The sequence below is a fragment of the Mycobacterium sp. genome, from assembly GCF_049585075.1.
Taxonomy (GTDB): domain Bacteria; phylum Actinomycetota; class Actinomycetes; order Mycobacteriales; family Mycobacteriaceae; genus Mycobacterium.
Genome location: NZ_JBAUZA010000290.1, coordinates 1 through 21,943, shown reverse-complemented (window position 1 = coordinate 21,943; position 21,943 = coordinate 1). Strand labels below are relative to the sequence as shown.

Below are 21,943 nucleotides of genomic sequence, written 5' to 3'. Positions count from 1 at the left end.
GTGCGCACAACACGACTGTTACGGTTGGCGGTGATGGCCCCCTCAGATCTCTCGCCTGCCGACGCGCGGACCAACCAACTGTTCGAGCTGGCCGATCGCGTCACCGGATTCATGCCCCCCGACGAAGGTCGGGCGCTTCACGACGCAGCGCTTCGCTACTTCGATCGTGGTGTCGGCGTGGAGATCGGGACGTACTGCGGCAAGTCGACGGTGCTGTTAGGCGCGGCGGCCCTGGCTCGGGAGAGTGTTCTTTACACCGTCGATCACCACCATGGTTCCGAAGAGCACCAGCCCGGCTGGGAATACCACGACACATCGCTGGTCGACGACGCCACCGGACGTTTCGACACCCTGCCGGCCTTGCGGCGCACGCTCGATGACGCCGGGCTGGATGACAACGTGGTGGCGGTGGTGGGCAAATCGACCGTGGTGGCCAGCGGGTGGCGCACGCCGTTGCAGCTGTTATTCATCGACGGCGGCCACAGCGAGGCCGCGGCGCATCAGGACTTTGACGGCTGGGCGAAATGGGTAAGTCCCGGCGGCGCGCTGGTGATCCACGACGTCTTTCCCGACCCGCGTGACGGCGGCCAGGCGCCTTACCAAATCTATTGCCGCGCAGTGCAAAGCGGCGTTTTCGTCGAGCGATCCGCCATCGGGTCAATGCGGTTACTGGAGCGGATATCCGGAGAGGCCGGTACTGCGGTCTAGCGATCCGACGGGCTGATCGCACACTCGCAGTCGTAGTCGCCTTCCAGACCGCGGGGCAAATCGGTGCCGCGGAAGATGCCACTACCCGCCGTGGCACACGACAGCGCGTCGGCGGCCAGAATCACAGCCGCCCCGGTCCAGGTGGTTCGCTCGACGGGCCAACGCTTTCCGTCACTGAACACCAGCCCGGTCCAATAAGAGCCATCGTCCTCTCGCAGGTGCTGCATCGCGGCGAACTGCCGCAGCGCCGCCTGTTGGCTGCCCATCGCATCGAGCGCCAACACCAATTCGCAGGTTTCCGCGCCGGTCACCCACGGCCGGTCATCGACGCACCGGATGCCCAGCCCGTCGACGACGAAATCGCTCCACCGGTCGGCGATTCGGGCTGTCGCCGCGGGACCGCGAAGCGCACCGCCCAGGATCGGGTAGTACCAGTCCATCGAGTGATGGGGCTTTTCGGTGAACGCCGACGGGTGGGCAGTGATCGCGTGGCCCAATCGGCCGAGCGCAACCTCCCATTCCGGTTGCGGCTCGTCGAGGTAGTTCGCCAACGCCAGGGCGCAGCGAATGCTGTGGAAAATGCTGGCGCACCCGGTCAGCAGCGCCTCGGTAACGGGGCCCGAAGGGCCACGCGCCCAACAAATTTCACCGCCTTCGAGCTGTAGATCCAAGACGAAGTCAATTGCCCCGCGCACCGTCGGCCACATCGCGGTGGCAAAGGTGCGGTCACCGGTGATCAGCACGTGGTGCCAGACTCCGACCGCGACATACGCACAGAAGTTGCTGTCGCTGTTGGCGTCCTCCACGACGCCGGCGCGAAGCTGGATCGGCCAAGAGCCGTCGGCCCGCTGCTGGCGCCGACACCAGTCGAATGCGTGCCGCGCCGGGCCGATCAGGCCAGCTGCCGTCAGCGCCATTGCGCATTCGACATGGTCCCAAGGGTCGGTGTGCCCACCTGCCGACCATGGGATCGCGCCGGATGATTCTTGCGTCGCGGCAATCGATTCCGCCGTCTGTCGGCATTGCGCAGGAGAGAGGACGCCGGCGACGCCCGGTTTCTTATACCAGTTCAACGGCGGGCACCGGTTTTTCGAAGTAGAGCGCGACGCTCTTGCCGATCAGCGGGTTGAGTGTGGATTCGGCCAGCCGCGTCACCCGAGGTCGTCGCATCATGTCCCAAACCAGCATCTTGTGATACGCGACGACGGCTGGATGATGTGAATTATCGACGCCGACCAGGCATTTCAGCCACCAGAATGGTGCATGCAGTGCGTGTGAGTGGTGGGTGTGTGTGAAGGCCATTCCGCGGTCGGCGATTTTGGCGCGCAGCCGGTTCGCGCGGTAGATGCGGATGTGGCCGCCCTCGTTGCCGTGGTAGTCGTCGGAGAGTAACCAGCACAACCGCTCCGGCAACCACCTGGGTACGGTGACTGCCAGCCTGCCGCCGACCTTGAGGACACGTATCAGCTCATCGATCATCGCACTGTCGCCCGGGACATGCTCCAGGATCTCTGAGGCGATGACGCAGTCGAACGTCCGATCGGGATAGGGCAGCGCGAGTGCGTCACCGACGACGGTCTCCGCGTGAGCTGACGGCGGCACCTCGCCGGAATCGGCCATGGCGCGAAACATGGTGTCCACGTTGCTCAGTTCGGCGGCATCCTGATCGAACGCCACCACATCGGCACCCCTGCGATAAGCCTCGAAGCTGTGCCGCCCCGCCCCGCACCCGACGTCAATCACCTTGGTGCCATGACCGATACCGAGGCGGTCGAAGTCGACGGTCAGCACGGCTCGCCTGCTGGCTGGACCGAATCCCGAACCGGCAGCCGGCGATTGATCGCGCGTTCGTAGATGCGTGCGGTCTGGGCTGCCACCGATTCCCAGCTGTACACATCGACCGCTCGACGGCGACCGGCCGTCCCGAGTTGATGAAGTTGGTCGGGGGAGACCAGCAGTTCGGCCAACACCCGGATCAGCTCGGCGGCGTCGCCCGGCCGTACCAGCCTGGCACAGTCACCGTCGGGTCCCAGCACCTCGGGCAGGGCGCCCGCACGGCTGGCCACGATCGGTGTTCCGCTGGCCATCGCTTCTACCGCTGGTAGCGAAAAGCCTTCGTAAAGCGAAGGGATACACGCGATCTCAGCTGACGCAAATAACCGCGCCAATGCGGCGTCGGAAAGACCGCTGGAGATGTGGACGATATCGGAGATTCCGAGTTCGGCGATCAGCTTTTCGGTGGGGCCGTTGGGCTCGAGCTTGGCGACAAGCTGCAGTTCCAGGTCGTGTTCAGTGCGGAGCTTGGCTACCGCATGCAGCAGAATCCCGACGCCCTTGAGCGGTCTGTCTGCGCTGGCGATCGCGATGATCCGCCCCGGAATTCGGGGCTGGGTGGACGGTGCGAACAGTTCGGTGTCGACACCCAGCGGCACCACATGCAGCTGGTCTGGATCAACCCCGAAGTCCGCGGTGATGTCGCTCGCCGACGACGATGACACGGTCAGCAAGTCCGGAATGCTGCACGCGACACGTTCTTGCATCTCCAGAAATCCGTACCACCTGCGTACCAACGGTTTACGCCACCACCGCGCCGCAGCAAGATCCAGTACCCGGTCACGAGTGATCGGATGATGGACGGTCGCCACGACGGGCAGCCCGGTTGCCGCGATGTTGAGCAGGCCTACTCCCAGGCTCTGATTGTCGTGCACCACGTCGAAGTCGTGCCGCCGTTCGGCGAGCAGGCGAGCGGCCCGCAGGCTGAAGGTCCGGGGCTCGGGGAAGCCCGCCGTCCATACCGTGGCCAGCTCGCGAAGATCGATGCGGTCGCGGATTTCGCGGGGATGTGGGATGCGGAATGGATCAGGCTCGCGATACATGTCCAGGCTGGGTACCTCGGTCAGTACCACCCGCGGGTCGAGACCTTCGGGGTAAGGCTGTCCGGAGAAAACCTCGACCTGGTGTCCTAGTTCGACCAGCCCCCGGCTGAGGTGACGGACGTAAACCCCCTGGCCGCCGCAGTGCGTTTTGCTGCGATACGACAGCAATGCAATCCGCATGCTCACGGTTGGGGGACGACGTCAGGGAACTTTCTGGACACGTGTCTGGACTATAGTTTGACTATCTACGTGATGCAACGCGCTGCCATCGGCCCGACCGGCGATACCGTGGGTTATGCGCGCCTTGATCGTCGTCGACGTCCAGAACGACTTCTGCGAGGGCGGCGCCTTGGCGGTGAAAGGCGGCGCCGCCGTTGCGCGCGCGATCAGCGAATATCTGGCTGACGGCGCCGACTACCCCCACGTGGTGGCCACCCAGGATTTCCACATCGACCCGGGTGATCATTTCTCCGACCGGCCCGATTACTCCACGTCGTGGCCGCCGCACTGCCTGGCCGGGAGTACCGGCGCGCAATTTCATCCCGATCTCGACGCCGATCGTTTTGACGCGGTGTTTCGCAAGGGCGCCTACGACGCCGGCTATAGCGGTTTCGAAGGCGTCGACGGGTCCGGCGCCCCGCTGGCCGATTGGCTGGCTCAACACGACGTTGACCAGGTTGACGTCGTGGGCATCGCCACCGACCATTGCGTGCGCCAGACCGCGCAGGAGGCCTTGCGGAACGGTTTGGCCACGCGGGTGCTGCTGGATCTGACCGCCGGTGTGGGGGAGGAGTCCACCGCGGCGGCCATCAAAGCCTTGCGGGCCGCCGGCGTCGCGATAGTACCGAGCGCGTGACGGGACGAACGGGGTCGGCACTGCTGGCCGCGGTGGAGCGATCGCCTCAGGCCGCGGCAGCGCATGATCGCGCGGACTGGGTGGGGATGTTCACCACGGACGGGCGCGTCGAAGATCCGGTGGGATCTCGGCCGCACGTGGGACCGGCCGAGATCGGCCGCTTCTACGACACATTCATCGGCCCGCGTGACATCGCATTCCAACGCGACCTCGACGTGGTCTGCGGCCACACCGTCGTGCGCGATCTCACTCTCGAGGTGGTGATGGGTTCGGCGGCCACCATGGACATTCCGGTGCTGCTTCGTTACGACCTGCGTGACGTCAACGGCGAATGGAAGATCGCGGTGCTGCGCGCTTACTGGGAACTGCCGACCATGGTGCTGCAATTTCTGCGCAACGGCGCATCCGCTGTGCCGGCGACCATCCGACTGTCCCAAGGACTGATCCGCAACCAGCGGCTCCGCGGCACCGCCGGGTTCGCAGCCGGCTTCCGTCGGGTGGGCTCCCGCCACAAGAAGTTGGTCGACAGCTTCGTGCACGCGGTTGGCGCAGGGGACAGGATCACCGCACAGCGCGCGCTATCAGCGGATGCCGCAATCACTTTCGGTGACGACCGTGCCGCAAGCATCGCCGATCTCGTCGGGCAGTGTCCCGGCGCCCGCGCACCCAAGCTCATCGCGGCAGGCTGCACGGTCGCCGCATCGATCACCTCGGAACAAGGTCGCGGCATCATGTTCGCCGACGTTGTCCAGCGCCGCAACGAAATCCGCCGCATCTGCTACTTTCCAGCGTGACAACAATGTATAGGCTCATCGGCATTGGTCCCCTTTACAGGGAGCGTTTGTCGGATGTGGTCATCTCCTTGATGGCTTTCGCCTGGGAAAGGTGACCATGGCAACCATCGAAAATCTGGCTCGGCGGTTTGACCGCGATCGACGGCACCTGAAGTCGGTGGCCTACCACCTGCTCGGCTCGGTAGCTGACGCCGAAGACGCGGTGCAATCGGCTTGGCTGAAAGCCAGTCGGGCAGAGAACGACACGGTCGAGAACGTGACAGGTTGGTTCACCACAATCACCGCTCGCGAGGCCATCGACCAGCTGCGGGCCCGCAAACGGCGAGCAGAACAGCCGTTCGGCGACCCCGAACAGCTCGAACGGATCGCCGACGCGACCGGAGGAGCAGATGAAGATGTGCTGCTCACCGATTCGGTCAGCAGCGCCTTGCTGGTGGTCCTCGACCGGCTCTCGCCGGCGCAGCGCGTCGCGTTCGTGCTGCACGACGTGTTCGCGATGCCCTTCGAGAGCATCGGCGAGTTGTTGAATCGGTCACCGCAGGCCGCGAAGAAACTCGCCAGCCGGGCTCGCAGCCGACTGCACGCGGGCGGCTCTGCAGAGCCGAAGCAAACCGGCGAACACCTCAAAATCGTCGAGGCGTTTCTGGACGCATCGCGCGGCGGGGATATTCGCGTGCTGTTGCACCTGCTGGCTCCCGAGGTGGTGCGCCGGGTCGACCGCATCCTGGTGCCCGACGACGTGCCGACCGAGCTCCGCGGTGCCAAGCAGGTGGCCGAGGAAACCCGGCGGTTCGCGTTGCGCGCACGAGCCGGAGTCGTGGTCCTTATCGACGGAGTGCCCGGTATTGCGGTCGCGCCCGCGGGACACCTTGAGGCGTTGCTGCAGATCGGCATTGAAGACGGCAGGATACGAACCATCGACATCGTCGGCGATGCCGATCGGTTAAAAAGCGCGGTGCTCGCGCTGCCGCAGTGACGATGGAGATGAGCTACGAACAAAAAGCCCGGTGTCGACAAGCACTTTGACCGTCGGACGCTTTTGCGTAGCGCCGGCGCACTTGGTGCGGCGTCACTGGCGCTCTGGCCGACCGCATGCAGCTCCGATGACGACGCACTGACCTTCTTCTTCGCGGCCAATCCGGAAGAGGCGGATGCCCGGCAGCGAGTTGTCGAGGCCTTCCAGCGCAGCCACCCAGACATCAAGGTTCGCATGCTGTTGTCCGGGGCCGACCCGTTGCAACACATGTCGGTCTACTGCGCCGGCGGCAAGTGTCCGGACGTACTGATGGCGTGGGAACTCACCTACGCCAGATTGGCCGCCCGGGGAGTCCTGCTGGATCTCAATACCATGCTGGCGCAAGACAAAGCCTTCGCCGCGCAGCTGAAAGCCGAAAGCATCCCGCCGCTGTATCGGACGTTCACGTTCGACGGCGGTCAATACGCCCTGCCCGAGCAATGGTCTGGCAACTTCTTGTTCTACAACAAGAAGTTATTTGCCGATGCCGGTGTGCGCCCGCCGCCCGCGCGATGGGAACAACCATGGAGTTTCGCCGAGTTCCTCGACACCGCCAAAGCGCTCACCAAGCGCGGCCGATCCGGCAGAGTCAGTCAATGGGGATACGTCGACAGCTGGGTCGCGTCATACGCGGCCGGGCTGTTCGGCATGAACAACGGCGTCCCGTGGTCGGACCCGCGGATGAACCCGAAGCACCTGAACTTCGACAACGAGACGTTCCTCGAAGGCATCCAGTTCTATGCCGATCTGGCCCAGAAGCACAAGGTTGCCCCCACCTCGTCAGACACCCAATCGATGTCCACGATGGATCTCTTCAGCTCGGGCCGGGCGGCGATGGCACTGGGCGGGCACTGGCGATGGCAGACCGTTGACCGGGCCAAGGGTCTGGATTTCGATATCACCGTGCTACCGACCGGTCCGAGACGGCGCGCTGCCCGGTCGAACATCGGCACAACAGGGCTTGCCATCGCGGCGAGCAGTCGCCGCAAGCAGCAGGCGTGGGAGTTCGTGAAGTTCGCCACCGGCCCGGTTGGGCAGGCGGTGATCGCTGATTCGGGATTGTTCGTGCCGGTGCTGCGCACCGCGATCAAGTCGCCCGGCTTCGCCCAAGCCCACGCCAGGATCGCCAATCTCGATGTGCTGACCGGCGGGCCTGGTCATTCCGAGGGCATGCCGATCACCCCGGAGTGGACAAAGATCGTCGCGTTGATGGACCGCAACATCGGCCCCGTTTTGCGCGGCGCACGGCCGGCGACATCGTTGGCGAACGGACTGTCACACGCCGTCGACGAGGTGCTTCGCAACCCATGACCCAGATCGATGATTCCGCCGCCGCCGTGACCCGGCGTCGCCGATTTTCCAAACGGCGCGCCCGAGCAGGGCGCATGTTCGTCGCGCCCAATCTGACTGCGGTCGCCGTATTCATGGTTTTCCCGCTAGGTTTTTCTCTCTACATGAGCTTCCAGAAGTGGGATATCTTCAGGCCCGCCAAGTTCGTCGGTCTGGCCAACTACCACACCCTCTTTGCCGGCGATCCGCTGTTTGCCATCGCGCTGCGCAACACGGTGGTCTATACCGTCGGCACCGTCGTCCCCACGGTCCTGATCAGCCTCGCCGTCGCTGGCGTGCTCAACCGGAAAGTCAAGGGAATAAGTATTTTTCGGACAATAACATTCCTGCCCTTGGCGGTGTCGTCGGTAGTGATGGCCGTCGTTTGGCAGTTCGTCTTCAACACCAACAACGGTCTGCTGAACATCATGCTCGGCTGGATCGGGATCGGGCCCGTCCCATGGCTTAACGACCCAAAATGGGCGATGCTCTCGCTGTGTACGGTCAGCGTCTGGCGCAGCGTGCCGTTCGCGACCGTCATTCTGTTAGCCGCAATGCAGGGCGTGCCCGACAACCTTTATGAAGCGGCCAGGCTCGACGGCGCGGGAGAAATACGCCAGTTCGTCTCGATCACCGTGCCATTGATTCGAGGCGCGGTGTCTTTCGTGGTCGTCATCTCGATCATTCACGCATTCCAGGCATTTGACCTCGTCTATGTTCTCACCGGACATAACGGCGGCCCGGAAACCGCCACCTACGTATTCGGGATCATGCTGTTCCAGCACGCGTTCGCCTTCTTGGAGTTCGGTTACGCTTCGGCGCTGGCGTGGGTGATTTTCGGCATCCTGCTGGTATTGACCGTGCTGCAGTTGCGGCTCGGCCGCCGTCGGGCCGCCCAGGAGGAACGATCGTGGGCGTAGCCGAACGAGTGATCAAACCCAGCATTGTGCGTGCGGTCGTGTTGTATACCGCGCTGAGCGTTATCGCATGGTGTGCGCTCTTCCCGATCCTGTGGGCGGTATCGGGATCCTTGAAAGATGAGGGTGAGGTAACGACCCCGACACTGTTTCCGTCGCACCCTCTGTGGGCCAACTACCGTGAGGTGTTCACGCTGATGCCGTTCTGGCGGATGCTTTTCAACTCTGTGCTGTATGCAGGCTGTGTCAGTATCGGCCAGGTGTTTTTCTGCTCCCTGGCCGGATATGCGTTCGCACGCCTACGGTTTCGGGGCCGCGACACGTTGTTCGTCTTGTACTTGGGCACATTGATGGTCCCGCTGACGGTCACTGTGATTCCGCAGTTCATTTTGATGCGCATTGCGGGGCTGTCGGACACGCCGTGGGCGATGATCGTGCCGGGATTGTTCGGCAGCGCGTTCGGCACTTACCTCATGCGCCAGTTCTTCCGCACCTTGCCCGCAGAACTCGAAGAGGCAGCGATCCTCGACGGCTGCTCGCCGTGGCAGATCTATTGGCGGATACTGCTTCCGCATGCCAAGCCCGCTGTGATGGTGCTGGCGGTACTCACATGGGTCAACGTGTGGAACGATTTTCTGTGGCCGCTGTTGATGATTCAGCGCAATAGTATTGCCACGCTTACGCTCGGGCTGGTACGGATGCAGGGCGAGTACGTCGCCAGATGGCCGGTGCTGATGGCCGCATCCATACTGATCCTGCTGCCGTTGCTTCTGGTCTACGTGGTTGCGCAACGCGCTTTCATTCGCGGTATCGCGGTCACTGGGCTTGGCGGGTGAAATGGCATCGGTGACTTTCGAGCAAGCCACGCGGCGCTATCCCGGTACAACGCGGCCCGCAGTTGACCATCTGGATCTGTGCGTAAGTGACGGCGAGTTCGTCGTATTGGTCGGACCGTCCGGATGCGGCAAAACGACGTCGCTGCGGATGATCGCCGGATTGGAGACGGTGGATTCCGGCCGGATCCGGATCGGCGCTCGAGACGTCACCGATGACGACCCCAAAGACCGCGACGTGGCCATGGTCTTCCAAAACTATGCCTTGTATCCGCACATGACGGTGGCGCAGAACATGGGCTTTGCACTGAAAATCGCGAAAATAACGAAAGCCGAGACTCGCGAACGGATTCTGGATGCAGCCCGGCTACTGGACCTGGAGCCGTACCTGGATCGCAAACCCAAGGATCTGTCCGGCGGACAACGCCAGCGCGTGGCGATGGGGCGCGCGATTGTGCGGCGACCGCAGGTGTTTCTGATGGACGAACCGTTGTCCAACCTGGACGCGAAGCTGCGGGTGCAAACCCGCAACCAGATCGCCGGATTGCAGCGGCGGTTGGGCACCACCACCGTTTACGTCACCCATGACCAGATTGAAGCGATGACGATGGGCGATCGGGTCGCGGTCCTTCGCGACGGCGTGCTGCAACAGTGCGCAGCGCCCAGGGAGCTGTACCGCAGTCCGGTCAACATGTTCGTAGCGGAGTTCATCGGCTCGCCGGCGATGAACCTTTTCACCCTGCCCGTCGTCGATCACTCGGTCTCGTTGGGCGACTGGCCAATCCAACTGCCACGTGAGCTCAGTGATGCCGCAGCAGAAATCATCATCGGCATCCGGCCCGAACACTTCGAAATTGGCGGCAGCGGTATCGAGATGCAGATCGAGGTCGTCGAAGAACTCGGTGCGGACGCATATCTGTACGGGCGAGTCAGCGGGGCCGACAACATTGCCGCTCAACCAATCGTCGCGCGCGCCGACGGGCAAAACCCGCCGACGCGAGGCAGCCGGGTGCGCCTGCATCCCAAGCCTGGGCATTTGCATTTCTTCGCACTCGATGGTCGCCGGTTGCAGTAGCCAGTCGGGCCGGCCCGCGGGCGTCGGCCGCGTTTCAGGTCGGCAGCGTGCTCGCCTCCGCGACGGTGATCACCCGCATCGTGGCGCTCGCCTGATTTGCCAGCGTGCTGGGCACCGCCGGACTCGTGCTTCTCATGCGTGGCTTGTAGGCGCCGCATGCGGTCCCTTTGCTCTCGGCCCTTTGACACGTTCGGCGGCGCCAAACTGGGCAACCGTTGCGCGCACCGCAACGCCACCCATCCAAACCGACCTTCGTCCGCGCTGACGCCCGGGAAATATTTGCTGAATAGCCTCGCGGTTAGGCGAGACGGCGTAGCTTCAGGACATCTACGGGGGGGTCGAAGGGAGACAGTTCTCATGATGAAGATCGTTGCCAGCTTCGTGCTGGCGTTTGGCGGTATGTTCGCGACCGCCACCGCGGTGGCCCACGCTGACGATGTAGAGATCACAAATTTGCATTACGCCACCGAGGAGGGTTGCGAGGCCGAGGCACCGAATGTGAGCTTGACCCACCACGACTCGCACTACCCCTACTGGTACTGCGAGGCGGGCGATGACGGCTTTTGGCACATTTGGAACTCAACGCACCCTTAGCCATAAGCCGCAAATCGATGCCGCGGCGCTTCCCGGAGCAGATCACCGTAGACCCGTAGTGTGTGGCGCAAGATCCATTTGATCCCTGAACCAGCGTCATGGATGCCGCTCTGCGGCGATGTCGACATTCTGGTTACCTCTGGCTGAGGTGATCCTTGCTCTAAATGGTCGGTGAAGGCGGATCGGCAACGGCGCCACACGTCCGAGGCTCGTTATGAATTCCGGATCGTCCCCGCACTCTCGCCACGCAACCGCCAATGCGCCGCGCCGATCTCGCGGCTAATGGAGTGCGTCGCGTCGGGTCGTTGGCACGCGAACGACCAGCAGGCCCACCGAGGCGGGGAAGGCAGGGATTGCCGTCACGAAGTCCGTCGGTAAACGTGAAATCGATTGCGCCCAGTCGCAGAGCGGCACGATCCGGCACCCAATATCGTTCAACTTGACCGCGATATGGCGTGCCTGGGTGCGGTTGGATTCTTAGAAAGATTCGTCCCGCGCCGACCACGCCGACGGCTCGAATGACCCACCCTCGGCGAAGTCCGCGGTGCAAGTCTGCTGCGAAAACAGCAACTTATTGCCTGGCTCATCCATGTAGCGGGGACGTCGCGGCCCGCCGACCATCGCGAGCGATCACCGGTCGCGCGCGGCGATTGTGGGCCGTCACGTCGACTTTGCCGTAACCGGACGAAAAGTCCGCTCGATGCCGGATCATGTGGGCATGACAACAGGGTCTGAGCCACAATATCCCTCCAATAACCCCCCGGGCTCCCAGCCTGGGTCTTATCCGCACGCCCACCAGCCGGGGTCTTATCCTCCCGGGTCTTCTACAGCGCCTCCTCCCGGGCCTTATCCAGCGCCGCAGCCGGGGTCTTATCCACCCCAGGGACAGCCAATGCCCGGTGGGTTCCACGGAGTGGACGCCTATGGCCGGCCACTGTCGGACAAGAGCAAGGTCGCAGGTGGTTTGCTGGGGATCTTGCTTGGTAGTTTTGGTGCCGGGCGGTTCTATCTTGGCTATACGGGCATCGGGATCGCACAGATCGCCGCCACCTGGCTTACGTTCGGGATCGGCGGAATCTGGCCATTGATCGACGGCATCATGATTCTGGTCGGCAAAGTGCCGGACGCGCAGGGCCGCCCGCTGCGCGATTGACTGACTGTCGTCAAGCGGCCACAGCCCCTCACCCGCCGGCTATTTCTCTCCCCCAGGGGCGGCTGCTCACCGGCCGTGCGCCTCGGGTGGTCAAGTGGTCGCGGGTGCAAGTCCTGTCAGCCCCACCTTCGATTGGGTAGCATCGCCGCCGTTACGGCGCATCCAGCTGGGAGGACAAATGGGTCTGAGCCACAAGGGTTTTCTCGAAGTGGCGGGCAGCCGTCGCGCGGCGATCGCGGTTCTGGCCAGCATCACCGGCCTGTATTATTTGATCGTCGCGGCCCTCAATTGTGTGGATACCGATACGAACCGCCACGGCCTCGCAGCGGTGCTGTCGATGCGGGACACCATTCACCATGCCGGGATCGACTGGCATGCGATCACCAGCGGAACGGCCATTTGGACCTTATATGTCCTCATCGTGATCTGGGAATTCCTGATTGCGTTCGTCCTTCTGGCCGCCGCGGTGGCGTGGTGGCGAGTGGTAGCGGGCCGTCCGGTGCGCGATACCGCTGTGCGATTGGCGAGTATGGGTTGGACCATGGTGGTGCTGCAGTTCCTCGGCGGCTTTCTCACGATTGCGGGCGAGTGGTTCCGAATGTGGGCGAACACGGAGGTCAATGCCACCTCGGCCGCCCTGCAAAACTTCCTCATCGCTGCGGTGGGACTCATTTTGGTGCACTTGCCCGAACAGCCGGCCGAGGCACGATAGTAAAGGGCTCCCTCGAAGCTTCACCTCCACCCGACCAAAGACTGAATCCCCCGTGCACCAACCCGATTGAAGCTGGGGTCAGCCCGAAGGCCTCATCCACAAATCGATGCGACGTCGCGAAACCACCTAGAAGCCTTCAAGATAGACATCGCCTGGGCGGCTTTACGATCTGATAGTCCTTAGGGCTTGGCGGTGCCACGTGATAGACCCGGCGTGAACGTGACCGGTAGCTTGCCCAGCCCGGTCATACTCGGGTTGCCGAGGTATTGCTGCACTCCGCCGAGATCGACCCTGTAGTCGGGAATGCGCTCGAGTACGGCTTTTACCATCACCTGAGACATCAGCCGGGCCAGATGGGATCCGATGCACCGATGCGGTCCGAGCCCGAACGCGACATGGCGGTTGGGCGCACGATCCATCAGGACTTCGTCAGCCCGCTCGAATTCCTCTTCGTCATGATTGGCGGCCAGCCAGCTGATGACAACCCGGTCATTGCGCCGAAGGCGTTGTCCGCCAACGACGATATCGCGTGTCACGGTGCGGCTCAGCTGCTGGTTGACCGAGAAGTAACGCAGAAATTCATCGGTCGCGCTTCGGTGGAGTTCAGGGCGATCAACGAGCTGTTGCCGCAACTCGGGATGGGTGCCCAGGTGTAACAACGTCAGCGCGGTCTGTGAGGTCGTGGTGTCGACGCCGCCGGCAATAAGGTTCCAAAGAATGTTCAGCAGCTGTGCGTCATCGAGGCGTTCGCCGTCGAATTCGAACTGGATGAGGAAGCTGGTCAGGTCATCGCGGGCGTCGGCTCGCCGGGCTGCTGCGAACTCCAGAACGTCCTGCATCATGGCGGGGACTTCAGCGATGGCTTTGGTGTACTCGGGGCTGTCCTGGGGCACGGCCATCACGGAGTGGAACAAGTTGGCGTAGATGTGCCAGTTCTCGTAGGGCAGGCCCATCAATTTCATAGTGAGGATCGCCGGAACCGGGCTGGCATAGTCGAGCACGAGGTCCATCTGTCCGTGGCCGATGCGTTGATCGAGAAACCAGTGCGCCGATTGCGCCATGAACGGCTCCATTTTTTGCACGGCTCCGGGTGAGAAGAAGGGAGCCAGGGCATGCCTCAAGGCTTGGTGGTACGGACCGTCGACTTCGCCGATACCCAGGGCGGGTTGGCCATCGGGGCGTGGCACGCCCATCTCCCCTTGGTAGTCGACGCCGTCGGCGGCATTCGGCTCGTATTTGTGTGAGAACACTTCGCCGTCCCGCGCGGCCTGGGTTACCGCGTCGTAGCTGGTGAGGAACCAGAATCCGCCGTAGTTCTCATTCCACGCCACCGGACACTTTTGGCGCAGTTCGGCGTTGATCGCAAGTTCGTTGAGGTTGAACTCGTCGGAATGATGATCGAAATCCACGACAACGTCGGCGTCGACGTCGGGACGCACGGTGTTTTCACCCATAGAAACCCTTCCAACGTCGCCAAGCTAGCAGCTTATCGCGCTATCTTTGTAAGTTTAGCCACCTACGCGCCTGGAGCCTGTAATGGTCAGCCACCGAACTGTTTTCAATCACGTAGGTCTGTGTGTCAGCGACACCGCGCGGTCGCGTCGCTTCTACGAGGGCCTGCTCGGATTTGAATTCTGGTGGGACCTCGAACCGCCTGACGAGGCCACCGCCCAACTGCTGCAACTGAACAAGCCGATCGGCGTGGTTGCGACGTACCTTATCCGCGACGGCTTCGTGCTTGAGCTACTCGCTTACTCGCACCGAGCCCTCCGAGCCGGCCCGGAACGTGCCATGGATCAACTGGGGCTCACCCATCTGTCGCTATCGGTTTCGGATCTGGCCGACGTGTTGGCCACGGTGGAGAGCTACGGGGGTTCGGTGGTCGAGAGCACCGTCACCGATCAGTCAGCGATGATTCGCGACCCAGATGGGCAGCTACTGGAACTACTTCCGGACACCTGGCTAGCGGGTTTGCCGCCGCGGCCTTAGTGAATCTGTCCATTCCCATTTGATTTGAGGCCCCCTGGGTGGCTAACCTGCTCTGCCCCAATAAATCTGACAATCGACCGGAGGGACCCGGTGATGCGATCGTTAACGGCAACTCTTCTGGGGAGGGTGATCGACTGTCAACTCGAACCCGCGCCTGCAGCGAAAAGCGAAGGGGGGCATCTGCGTAGCGCGAGCTGACGCGTCAGCGCTAGGCAACTATTGGACGCGGACCAAGGAAACATCCACGGTGATGATCGCGAGGCGTTGGTCGGCCGTGCCATCGTCGGCGCGCCGGTAGATGCGGCGGCGGGTTGGGAAGACGAAATTGTCGAATGTCTTGTGGTCGTCGGTGTAGTGCGCCACAGTACTGCCGGTCACATCAGGGGCGTAATCCATCCGACGGAGCAAGAAGTGGTCGTCGTAGTAGAAGACCTGATCGGCGTTGTGGTTGGGCATGTTCGGCGGAAAGTGCACTGCGAGGCGCCGCCAGGTTTCGTCGCCTTCCCGCCACGGCTGGATTTCGCCGACCTGCACGCCGGGGTAGGTGAAGCTGAACGGCTGGGTGAAGTAGTTCCAGTTGGCGCAGCTGGTGAAGTAAGCGGTCTGGATCGCATCCCACTTGGTGGTCTGTAGGTCAAACGGGGGAAAGCTCGGCCGCGGATCGGTGCGCTCATCGACGACCTTCGCGCTGGTGGTGTGAATGGCCAGCCGTTCTGGCTCCACGTCGAACACGGCACACTGATCAGGCCCGGGAAAAGGCGTCGTCGTGATGTGTTCGCGGCGGGCGTCCATCGAGATCGTCAGTGTGGGCGCGAGGTCCGGCCAGCCGCGCGGGGCCCAAAACGGCCCTCCGACCGCGATCTCGGCGGTGACCGCACTGACGTGGTCCCAGTTCGTCAGCCCGCCGTGGGCGTCCAGCACGTTGTCGAGTAGGTCGCTGCTCATCTGTATCTCCTTAATATTGGGGCGTCGTATTAGAGGCGCGGTGTTGCAGGCGTGGCAATGGATTGCTTGATGAGATCGGCGACCTCGTCAGGTTGATCCCATTGGGGCCAGTGGGATGCGCGATCGATCAGGTGCACTTCAGAGTTCGTGAATAGAGCGCAGATGTGTTGTGCCACATCAGGGGTCAGGTTCGGATCATCGCGGCCGAATATCACCGACACCGGCAGTTGGACGGTCTGGAGCCGGGCGGATGCGACCACAGCGTCCTGCCGATCTAGGGCCGCGGGAAGACCGCCGGTCCATGACCGGATTTCGGCGAGCGCATCTGATTGGCTGTTGTCGCCGAAAAATTGCGGCACGATGGAGCCGACGCCGATGCCGTCGGGGGGAAGACTCCCATCGAGGCCGAAGCGACGGCCGGTGTAGGCCAGCAGCCACAACCGCTGGTTGGGGTCGTCAACTAGAGCGTCGGTCAACGGCGTCAACGCGGGATCGGCCATCAGACTGATCATTTCGGGTAACCGAAGGTTCGGCTGTCGCCCGTAGTAAGTGTTCAGCAACACCAGCCGGGCAACGCGTTCCGGGTGGGTCAAGGCGAACTCGATGGCTTCCGGCCCCGATGCGTCATGTCCGACCAGTACCGCCTGCTCGAGTTCCAAGGCGTCGCAGACGGCCAGGAGCTCTTGTTGACGGCTGATGGCGCTCGATTCTCCCGAATCGCGCCGGCTTGACCGCCCGTAGCCGATCCAGTCGAATGTCACCACCCGCTGCGGGTCGAGCGGACCGATGAGCCGGTCGTAGATACGGGAGTCGTCGGGAAATCCGTGCATCGCCACGATCGCCGGAGTGCGGCCCGGGTGGTCACGCACATAGATTTGACCACCGTCATAGTCGAGGAGTCGTTTGGTTGGTTCATCCATGGTGCTGGACTTGGTTGTCGCGGGGTCGATCTGGATGGGTTTGCTCGAGTTCGACGGGCACCGGCAGCGTGAGTAGCGACAGCAGCTCGGCGAGCTTGGCATCGAGCAGGCGGCCCACCTCGGTGATGCGGGGATCTCCAAAGCTGGCGAACCGTGTCGAGGGTTGGTCGATGCTGAAATGGGTTGCGCCGGCTGAATCCTCATAGATCGCGGTGCGCAGCGGGGCATAGAGCATGACCGCCGGATTGTGGCGGTACATCGTCTCCACGACCACGTTATTACCCATCATGTACGTCATCGCTTGGGTCGTGTGCCCCAGTAGCCGCATCATCGGTGTCGGATCCAAGGACCAAAACCGGGCAAACGTGTGCGGTGTGTGTTCGGCGGTGTAGCGCACCACTTCGTCCAGGTTGCCCTTTTCCAGCAGGGCTCTCAGTTCATCTGACCCGATATCGGGGACAAGTTTCTCGTAGCGTCGGCACAGATCGTCGAAGCCGCTATCGGCGTCGATCACCAGGCGATTGACTTGGTGAGTGACGATGTGGGTGCCGGCGGGGCTGGTAACAGACGGTGTCATGGATTCCCTCCCATTGGATTTCCTTTCCTCAACAAGATGGATACCTGAGTATGACTTTAAACTCGATAGATAACTTTTTCAAGTATTGAGTTGAAAAAAGAGTTTCGCTGGTAGAGTAGCTCTTGTGGCCGGCCGCAAGAGCTACAACCAGAACTGCCCGATCGCCAGGGGACTCGACATCCTCGGTGAGCGGTGGACGTTGCTAATCCTGCGCGAGTTACTAGGCGGACCGCGCCGGTACAGCGACTTGCGCGTAGAGCTGCCGGGGATCGCGACCAACCTGCTCGCCGAGCGACTCAAGGACCTGCAGGACAATGGGCTCGTCGACCGCGCCGAGTTGCCGCCCCCGGTCGCGCGTACCGTCTATGCCCTCAGCGACGCCGGCTGGCAGCGAATACCGCCCATCCTGCAAAGCATCGCCAGGCTTGGCCTAAACCGGCTTGACGTAGTTGACCGCGGCCCAGTGTCGCCGTTGACCGGATTTCTCGCGGGTTTCATCGTTCCCTTCGACCCGCTCAAGACGGCGGGTTTGACTGCGGCCTACCGTCTTGAGATCGATGGCCGCCGCTTCGAGTTCTCACTGGATCAGGGCCGTCTCGCCGCCGCCCGCGGTGAACCCGCGGTGACGCTTACCGCCTGCGCGGCCGATCTCGTCACCGCGCGCTTAGGTTCTACCGAAGCCAAGCGCAAGGCGGCGCTGCGGCGAATCAAATTCAACGGCGATGACGAAGCCGTCGACACAATGCGCGCGGCGTTTTCGCTGCGGGACAGAAAATGACAGATGACATCAGCCCAGATCGGATGGCAACGGACAGAATCCGCTGAAGCGCCAATGTATCTCGTAGCCGTTGAGGCCGGGGCATGGGAGAAGCGTCACTGTGACGAATCTGTCGCGCCCGCGCGTGTCCCAGCCTAGGACTTGTTCAGCGCAACTGCGGCGCGGATGAGAGCTTTCAAGGCCTTTTCATTGATCTTGTCGCCCTCGTGGATATCGATGGCACGTCTGGTGTTGCCGTCAAGACTGGAGTTGAACAGTCCCGATGGGTCTTCCAACGATGCGCCTTTGGCGAAGGTCATCTTCACGACGCTCTTGTATGTCTCACCGGTGCAGACCATTCCGGCGTCATACCACACTGGGACGCCTCGCCACTTCCACTCTTCGACCACATCCGGGTCGGCCTCTTTGATCAGCTTTCTGATGTGAGCGAGCACCTCGCCCCGCCAGTCGCCCAGCTCCTTGATGCGGGCGTCTATCAGCCGCGACGGCGAGTCGCCACCATTTTCTTCCGGTGCGCCGCTCTTCGACTTCGTCATGGTCTGTATCGCTTTCTTCTGGTGTATCGACCCGCCTCCTCTCGAGTATGCGCGCGCAATAGTGAAGCACGGTCGGGGGTTTCGCGACTGCCTGGTAAGCCGCCGACGGACCAGCGTCGAGCAAATCCGTGTAACCGACGTTTCTGCCCACTGAACTGGCGGTGCGACCTACCATCCTTCCCATGGCAACTTTTGCACTGGTGCACGGAGCCTGGCATGGCGCCTGGTGCTGGGAACGCTTGACGCCCCTTTTAGAGCGGGCCGGCCACACCGTAATCGCTCCTGATCTTCCGAGTGACGACGGATCAGCGGACTTCGATGCTTACGCCGACTTTGTGTGCACTGCTCTTGGCGGGTGCAACGACGACGTGGTGGTGGTGGCTCACTCGCTGGCAGGTTCGACAGGGGCGTTGGTCGCGGGTCGGCGCCCAGTGCGGCATTTGGTGTACTTGTGTGCGGCGATCCCAGAGCCCGGGCTCGGCCTGGTTGATCAATGGCAGGCGGAGCCCGACATGGTTAGTGCGGTTTTCTTGGACGGATGGCTGCAGGGATTAACTGAGCCCGATGACCAACTCCGTACTGTTTGGGTCGACTTCGATTTCGTCCGTGCGGTCTTTTACGCCGATTGCGACGAGGCCACCGTGGGTGCCGCCATTCATCATCTTCGACCGCAGTCGGCATACCCGTGGACGTTGCCTTGCTCACTGACCGAACATCCTCCGGTGAGCTGCACCTCAGTGATTTGCCGGGAGGACCGGATCATCAACCCAAGTTGGTCGAGGCGGAAATCTCGCGACATTGGCGCCGAGATTGTCGAACTCCCGGGCAGTCATTCACCGCTGCTCTCACGACCGTCAGCCGTGGCCGACGTGTTGCTCGCCATCGCCGAAGGAAAGTAAGCCGAAAACCGATCTAACGCGGCTCTTCAATAGCACTGCGCCACAGGTTAATTCGTCACAGTGACGTATCGCTGGTTGCGGCGGGGTAGAGGACTGCCAGGGGAGCGGTTGTGTTCGGAGTGCTTCACCCAAACAAAGACGCGAGTGCCGCAAGCAGGCCGATAGCACCACTGGCGACGAACGCATAGCCGATACGCGGGGTATGGGTATGGAGGTAGGCAACCTGCGGGGCTTTTGGATCGTAATAGACTTCGACTTCGTCGGGCACCGCCGCGAGCCCCTGTTCGGCCAGACTGCGCTTGAGTCCTTCAATGGCATAGCTCCACCGGTCCGAGGTGTGTGCGATGCCGTCGACTACGTATGTGTAAGTCACTTTTGGTGTGTACCCGCCGCCCTTTCCCCAGCGACCCTCACGGTTAGCGCTGGGCACTGCAGCCACTTCGCGGTTTAACACCGTGCCGCGTGTCGTCGCGAAGGAAGCCATGCGTCGCGCCGTAACGACGTAAGCCCAGCCGGCTGCGATGGCCCCACACGAAATAACAAGGACAAGGATCTTGACTGCCACGGCGCAAGTCTAGGGTTAATGCACTCCGCCGCATAGCAATTCGTCACAGTGACGTATTGTCAATGGTGAAGCCGGGGTAGGAAAGAAGGGGTGGGCCGCGGCACGTTAGCGTCCGCCCAAACCCGTTCCGTTCATCGAGTGATCGCACGACGCGCTGATTCGACATGGACAAACATGCCAAAGCAGTCGGGTCATCGCGAGGTTGTGAGGATGGCCGCCGCGAGCTTTGTTCGACATGATCCGGGCCATCGAGAAGTAACCCGTGTAGAGAATTGTGCCGATAAGCGACATTATGTCAGGTTACCTACGACGGTCTAACCCGGCGTTCTGATCAGATGAATCAACCTTGCGCTGCCCTGCCAGTCGGGGCGCCGTGACCGGCGGTGATCTCCAAATTCATCGTGCGGCAGCGAGTTTCGTTGGCGCGTCAGCCGTTAGCGAAGGCGTTGATGAAAGCCTTATTCGGGCTACAGTCCGGATGGCACGACCTTGCCGTTTACCATCACCTCGACCCGGCCGGTCTTCGGGTTGTACTCGATCCTGCCGTGCTCGAAGTTCGACACGAACAGATCGCCGACGGCGCTCTGGTCGCTGATGGGAAAGCCCAGCGGACCTGCCGAACCGTTATTGCCGGTGATCGCAGGCGCGCCGTCCGGGCCGCGTGGGATATTCCAGGCCTCCCGGATCTTGCCCATGGTGATATATGCGGGCGTGCCGGCCTCGTCGTTCTTGGCGGTGATCACGCCGCCCTGGAACTGCTGGAATACCAGGCCACTCGCCCGCGTCCCGGCGTTGCGGTCACCCGTCAGTGGCTTGCCGAGAGCTTGCTTTTGATTCTCAGTTGCCGACGAGTACTTGGTAGCGATCGGGCCGGTCAGAGTCACCTCGACGTCGCTCTCCCCGATGAGCTTCACCTCGGTGGGCTGCGTTGGGGCTTTAGACGTGGAGGTGGCGTTCACCCCAACCTGAGGCGGTGGCGACGCGTCGATGCTCTTGCCATTGCTGCAGCCCACAGTGGTCAGCGCGACGGCGGTCAGGCCGACGACTGCCACGTGGCGGTGCGCGATCGTTCTCATGGGCTTCCTCTCGCTCTTCCTGTGGTGTGGGTCAAGCTGCGGCTGACCTCCTCGCCCGGCCGGGACTACAACCGAACCTACTTGAGTGGCGCCGGCGGTCGCGATCTTCGTAGTTCCGAACGACCTTACGACGCGGTCATAGACGGCGAGCCAGTGCGTGAAATCCCATCGATGTCAGATATGGCGCAATCGTCGCCGCGGTTAATCCATCGACTTCAGGCGCCCAAGCGCAGGATCATTGCGGTGAACGCGTCTGCACGTCGTTCGGATTGGGTCCGGGTCTCGCCAGCCGTCGCCTTGAGTAGATCGGCGTCATTGAGCAGTAGTTCTGGCCGGACCCCGCAAATTGGTCCAACGCACATGAAAGTCGTTGAAAAACAGTCGGGGTTGAGCATAGTGGTCTAAAAGCCACGTCTCCGTCGGCTGGGCGATCGTGCGGGGCGTCTCAGATCTGAAGAAACGAGACGGCTCAGATCCTGTCTCAAAGCTAAAGCGGCGGGCGCGCACCGGCTTAGCGTTGCAAGGAGCAAGCCAGCCGACCTCGACGAGCGTGACACTGGCAGTTGAAGAGAAACGAAACATTTGGGCGACCGTTGTCGGCCCGCGGTTAGCCGGGCTGGCCGGGTTCGCCGGTGGTGCCGTTGGCGACGGGACCGGTGCCGCCGGGTCCGCCAGCGCCGCCTTCCCCGGCTGAACCGATCAGCCCGGGATGGCCGCCGTTTCCGCCGTTTCCGCCGTCCCCGCCGAAACTACCGGTGGTAACGGTGCCGGTGCTTACCGTTGCGGCGTTGCCGCC

At 62.4% G+C, this 21,943-nt stretch carries 24 protein-coding genes and 1 pseudogene; 14 read left to right on the top strand and 11 right to left on the bottom strand.

Annotated elements, in window-relative coordinates:
• Window positions 1-33: 33 nt before the first annotated feature.
• Entirely contained in the window at window positions 34-708 is a 675-nt protein-coding gene (locus tag WB785_RS14230) for a class I SAM-dependent methyltransferase (RefSeq protein ID WP_424079977.1), read from the top strand.
• Here WB785_RS14230 and WB785_RS14225 read toward each other — a convergent pair.
• The 3 genes from WB785_RS14225 to WB785_RS14215 form a co-directional block, all read right to left on the bottom strand.
• Entirely contained in the window at window positions 705-1,625 is a 921-nt protein-coding gene (locus WB785_RS14225) for a prenyltransferase (RefSeq protein WP_424079976.1), read from the bottom strand. The genes WB785_RS14230 and WB785_RS14225 overlap by 4 nt on opposite strands.
• 142 nt (window positions 1,626-1,767) lie before the next feature.
• Window positions 1,768-2,499 carry a class I SAM-dependent methyltransferase gene (locus tag WB785_RS14220; RefSeq protein ID WP_424079975.1) on the bottom strand — a complete coding sequence of 244 codons (732 nt, stop codon included), beginning with the start codon at window positions 2,497-2,499 and terminating at the stop codon, window positions 1,768-1,770.
• Window positions 2,493-3,764, bottom strand: a complete 1,272-nt coding sequence (locus tag WB785_RS14215) for a glycosyltransferase family 4 protein (protein ID WP_424079987.1) — start codon at window positions 3,762-3,764, stop codon at window positions 2,493-2,495. Before WB785_RS14215 ends, WB785_RS14220 begins: the two co-directional genes overlap by 7 nt.
• A gap of 115 nt (window positions 3,765-3,879) precedes the next feature.
• On the opposite strand from WB785_RS14215, the gene pncA reads away from it, so the two are divergent.
• The 10 genes from pncA (at window position 3,880) to WB785_RS14165 (ending at window position 12,862) form a co-directional block, all read left to right on the top strand.
• On the top strand, window positions 3,880-4,440 hold the full coding sequence (gene pncA / locus WB785_RS14210) for a pyrazinamidase PncA (protein ID WP_424079974.1): 561 nt from the start codon (window positions 3,880-3,882) through the stop codon (window positions 4,438-4,440).
• Window positions 4,437-5,234, top strand: coding sequence for a nuclear transport factor 2 family protein (locus tag WB785_RS14205; RefSeq protein WP_424079973.1), 798 nt, complete (start codon window positions 4,437-4,439; stop codon window positions 5,232-5,234). Before pncA ends, WB785_RS14205 begins: the two co-directional genes overlap by 4 nt.
• A gap of 97 nt (window positions 5,235-5,331) precedes the next feature.
• Window positions 5,332-6,210: a sigma-70 family RNA polymerase sigma factor gene (locus tag WB785_RS14200; RefSeq protein ID WP_424079972.1), complete on the top strand. Its 879-nt coding sequence runs from the start codon at window positions 5,332-5,334 to the stop codon at window positions 6,208-6,210.
• Between the two features lie 63 nt (window positions 6,211-6,273).
• Window positions 6,274-7,560: an ABC transporter substrate-binding protein gene (locus tag WB785_RS14195; RefSeq protein WP_424079971.1), complete on the top strand. Its 1,287-nt coding sequence runs from the start codon at window positions 6,274-6,276 to the stop codon at window positions 7,558-7,560.
• Between the two features lie 26 nt (window positions 7,561-7,586).
• On the top strand, window positions 7,587-8,498 hold the full coding sequence (locus WB785_RS14190) for a carbohydrate ABC transporter permease (RefSeq protein ID WP_424079986.1): 912 nt from the start codon (window positions 7,587-7,589) through the stop codon (window positions 8,496-8,498).
• Entirely contained in the window at window positions 8,489-9,331 is an 843-nt protein-coding gene (locus tag WB785_RS14185) for a carbohydrate ABC transporter permease (protein ID WP_424079970.1), read from the top strand. The genes WB785_RS14190 and WB785_RS14185 overlap by 10 nt, the downstream gene beginning before the upstream one ends.
• Window position 9,332: 1 nt before the next feature.
• Window positions 9,333-10,403, top strand: coding sequence for an ABC transporter ATP-binding protein (locus WB785_RS14180; RefSeq protein ID WP_424079969.1), 1,071 nt, complete (start codon window positions 9,333-9,335; stop codon window positions 10,401-10,403).
• A gap of 357 nt (window positions 10,404-10,760) precedes the next feature.
• Window positions 10,761-10,997, top strand: a complete 237-nt coding sequence (locus tag WB785_RS14175; RefSeq protein WP_424079968.1) for a hypothetical protein — start codon at window positions 10,761-10,763, stop codon at window positions 10,995-10,997.
• Between the two features lie 892 nt (window positions 10,998-11,889).
• Window positions 11,890-12,150: a TM2 domain-containing protein gene (locus WB785_RS14170; RefSeq protein ID WP_424079967.1), complete on the top strand. Its 261-nt coding sequence runs from the start codon at window positions 11,890-11,892 to the stop codon at window positions 12,148-12,150.
• Window positions 12,151-12,328: 178 nt separating this feature from the next.
• Window positions 12,329-12,862 (top strand): DUF2165 domain-containing protein, encoded by a 534-nt coding sequence (locus WB785_RS14165; protein ID WP_424079966.1) that lies wholly within the window; start codon window positions 12,329-12,331, stop codon window positions 12,860-12,862.
• A gap of 179 nt (window positions 12,863-13,041) precedes the next feature.
• Here the strand turns inward: WB785_RS14165 and WB785_RS14160 are convergent, their stop codons facing one another.
• On the bottom strand, window positions 13,042-14,316 hold the full coding sequence (locus tag WB785_RS14160) for a cytochrome P450 (protein ID WP_424079965.1): 1,275 nt from the start codon (window positions 14,314-14,316) through the stop codon (window positions 13,042-13,044).
• An 82-nt stretch (window positions 14,317-14,398) separates the two neighbouring features.
• On the opposite strand from WB785_RS14160, the gene WB785_RS14155 reads away from it, so the two are divergent.
• Window positions 14,399-14,851: a VOC family protein gene (locus WB785_RS14155; RefSeq protein WP_424079964.1), complete on the top strand. Its 453-nt coding sequence runs from the start codon at window positions 14,399-14,401 to the stop codon at window positions 14,849-14,851.
• Between the two features lie 216 nt (window positions 14,852-15,067).
• On the opposite strand, the gene WB785_RS14150 is transcribed toward WB785_RS14155, so the two are convergent.
• Genes WB785_RS14150 through WB785_RS14140 form a run of 3 tightly spaced genes read right to left on the bottom strand, consistent with a single transcriptional unit; the run spans window position 15,068 to window position 17,293 of the window.
• Window positions 15,068-15,796: a hypothetical protein gene (locus WB785_RS14150; protein ID WP_424079963.1), complete on the bottom strand. Its 729-nt coding sequence runs from the start codon at window positions 15,794-15,796 to the stop codon at window positions 15,068-15,070.
• A 29-nt stretch (window positions 15,797-15,825) separates the two neighbouring features.
• The gene (locus WB785_RS14145; RefSeq protein WP_424079962.1) at window positions 15,826-16,716 is read right to left on the bottom strand and encodes an alpha/beta fold hydrolase; all 891 of its coding nucleotides are present in this window, start codon (window positions 16,714-16,716) and stop codon (window positions 15,826-15,828) included.
• Window positions 16,709-17,293 (bottom strand): DUF302 domain-containing protein, encoded by a 585-nt coding sequence (locus tag WB785_RS14140; protein ID WP_424079961.1) that lies wholly within the window; start codon window positions 17,291-17,293, stop codon window positions 16,709-16,711. The genes WB785_RS14145 and WB785_RS14140 overlap by 8 nt, the downstream gene beginning before the upstream one ends.
• 124 nt (window positions 17,294-17,417) lie before the next feature.
• Between WB785_RS14140 and WB785_RS14135 the strand changes: the two genes are divergently transcribed.
• Entirely contained in the window at window positions 17,418-18,071 is a 654-nt protein-coding gene (locus WB785_RS14135) for a winged helix-turn-helix transcriptional regulator (protein WP_424079960.1), read from the top strand.
• Between the two features lie 134 nt (window positions 18,072-18,205).
• Here the strand turns inward: WB785_RS14135 and WB785_RS14130 are convergent, their stop codons facing one another.
• Window positions 18,206-18,607: a DUF1801 domain-containing protein gene (locus WB785_RS14130; RefSeq protein ID WP_424079959.1), complete on the bottom strand. Its 402-nt coding sequence runs from the start codon at window positions 18,605-18,607 to the stop codon at window positions 18,206-18,208.
• A gap of 182 nt (window positions 18,608-18,789) precedes the next feature.
• Between WB785_RS14130 and WB785_RS14125 the strand changes: the two genes are divergently transcribed.
• Entirely contained in the window at window positions 18,790-19,506 is a 717-nt protein-coding gene (locus tag WB785_RS14125) for an alpha/beta fold hydrolase (protein WP_424079958.1), read from the top strand.
• A 124-nt stretch (window positions 19,507-19,630) separates the two neighbouring features.
• On the opposite strand, the gene WB785_RS14120 is transcribed toward WB785_RS14125, so the two are convergent.
• The 3 genes and pseudogenes from WB785_RS14120 to WB785_RS14110 all read right to left on the bottom strand — a co-directional run.
• Complete coding sequence (locus WB785_RS14120) at window positions 19,631-20,071, bottom strand: DUF3592 domain-containing protein (RefSeq protein WP_424079957.1); 441 nt, start codon at window positions 20,069-20,071, stop codon at window positions 19,631-19,633.
• A gap of 467 nt (window positions 20,072-20,538) precedes the next feature.
• Complete coding sequence (locus tag WB785_RS14115) at window positions 20,539-21,147, bottom strand: LGFP repeat-containing protein (RefSeq protein WP_424079956.1); 609 nt, start codon at window positions 21,145-21,147, stop codon at window positions 20,539-20,541.
• 607 nt (window positions 21,148-21,754) lie between these two features.
• A pseudogene (locus WB785_RS14110) lies at window positions 21,755-21,943 on the bottom strand (PE-PGRS family protein); the annotation flags it as partial.

Bases quoted from the DNA above. Each gene is read 5' to 3' on its own strand.
- WB785_RS14230 (WP_424079977.1), top strand. From the start codon at position 34: ATGGCCCCCTCAGATCTCTCGCCTGCCGACGCGCGGACCAACCAACTG.
- WB785_RS14225 (WP_424079976.1), bottom strand. From the start codon at position 1,625: ATGGCGCTGACGGCAGCTGGCCTGATCGGCCCGGCGCGGCACGCATTC.
- WB785_RS14215 (WP_424079987.1), bottom strand. From the start codon at position 3,764: ATGCGGATTGCATTGCTGTCGTATCGCAGCAAAACGCACTGCGGCGGC.
- pncA (WP_424079974.1), top strand. From the start codon at position 3,880: ATGCGCGCCTTGATCGTCGTCGACGTCCAGAACGACTTCTGCGAGGGC.
- WB785_RS14200 (WP_424079972.1), top strand. From the start codon at position 5,332: ATGGCAACCATCGAAAATCTGGCTCGGCGGTTTGACCGCGATCGACGG.
- WB785_RS14180 (WP_424079969.1), top strand. From the start codon at position 9,333: ATGGCATCGGTGACTTTCGAGCAAGCCACGCGGCGCTATCCCGGTACA.
- WB785_RS14175 (WP_424079968.1), top strand. From the start codon at position 10,761: ATGATGAAGATCGTTGCCAGCTTCGTGCTGGCGTTTGGCGGTATGTTC.
- WB785_RS14170 (WP_424079967.1), top strand. From the start codon at position 11,890: ATGCCCGGTGGGTTCCACGGAGTGGACGCCTATGGCCGGCCACTGTCG.
- WB785_RS14165 (WP_424079966.1), top strand. From the start codon at position 12,329: ATGGGTCTGAGCCACAAGGGTTTTCTCGAAGTGGCGGGCAGCCGTCGC.
- WB785_RS14160 (WP_424079965.1), bottom strand. From the start codon at position 14,316: ATGGGTGAAAACACCGTGCGTCCCGACGTCGACGCCGACGTTGTCGTG.
- WB785_RS14155 (WP_424079964.1), top strand. From the start codon at position 14,399: ATGGTCAGCCACCGAACTGTTTTCAATCACGTAGGTCTGTGTGTCAGC.
- WB785_RS14150 (WP_424079963.1), bottom strand. From the start codon at position 15,796: ATGAGCAGCGACCTACTCGACAACGTGCTGGACGCCCACGGCGGGCTG.
- WB785_RS14145 (WP_424079962.1), bottom strand. From the start codon at position 16,716: ATGGATGAACCAACCAAACGACTCCTCGACTATGACGGTGGTCAAATC.
- WB785_RS14140 (WP_424079961.1), bottom strand. From the start codon at position 17,293: ATGACACCGTCTGTTACCAGCCCCGCCGGCACCCACATCGTCACTCAC.
- WB785_RS14130 (WP_424079959.1), bottom strand. From the start codon at position 18,607: ATGACGAAGTCGAAGAGCGGCGCACCGGAAGAAAATGGTGGCGACTCG.
- WB785_RS14125 (WP_424079958.1), top strand. From the start codon at position 18,790: ATGGCAACTTTTGCACTGGTGCACGGAGCCTGGCATGGCGCCTGGTGC.
- WB785_RS14115 (WP_424079956.1), bottom strand. From the start codon at position 21,147: ATGAGAACGATCGCGCACCGCCACGTGGCAGTCGTCGGCCTGACCGCC.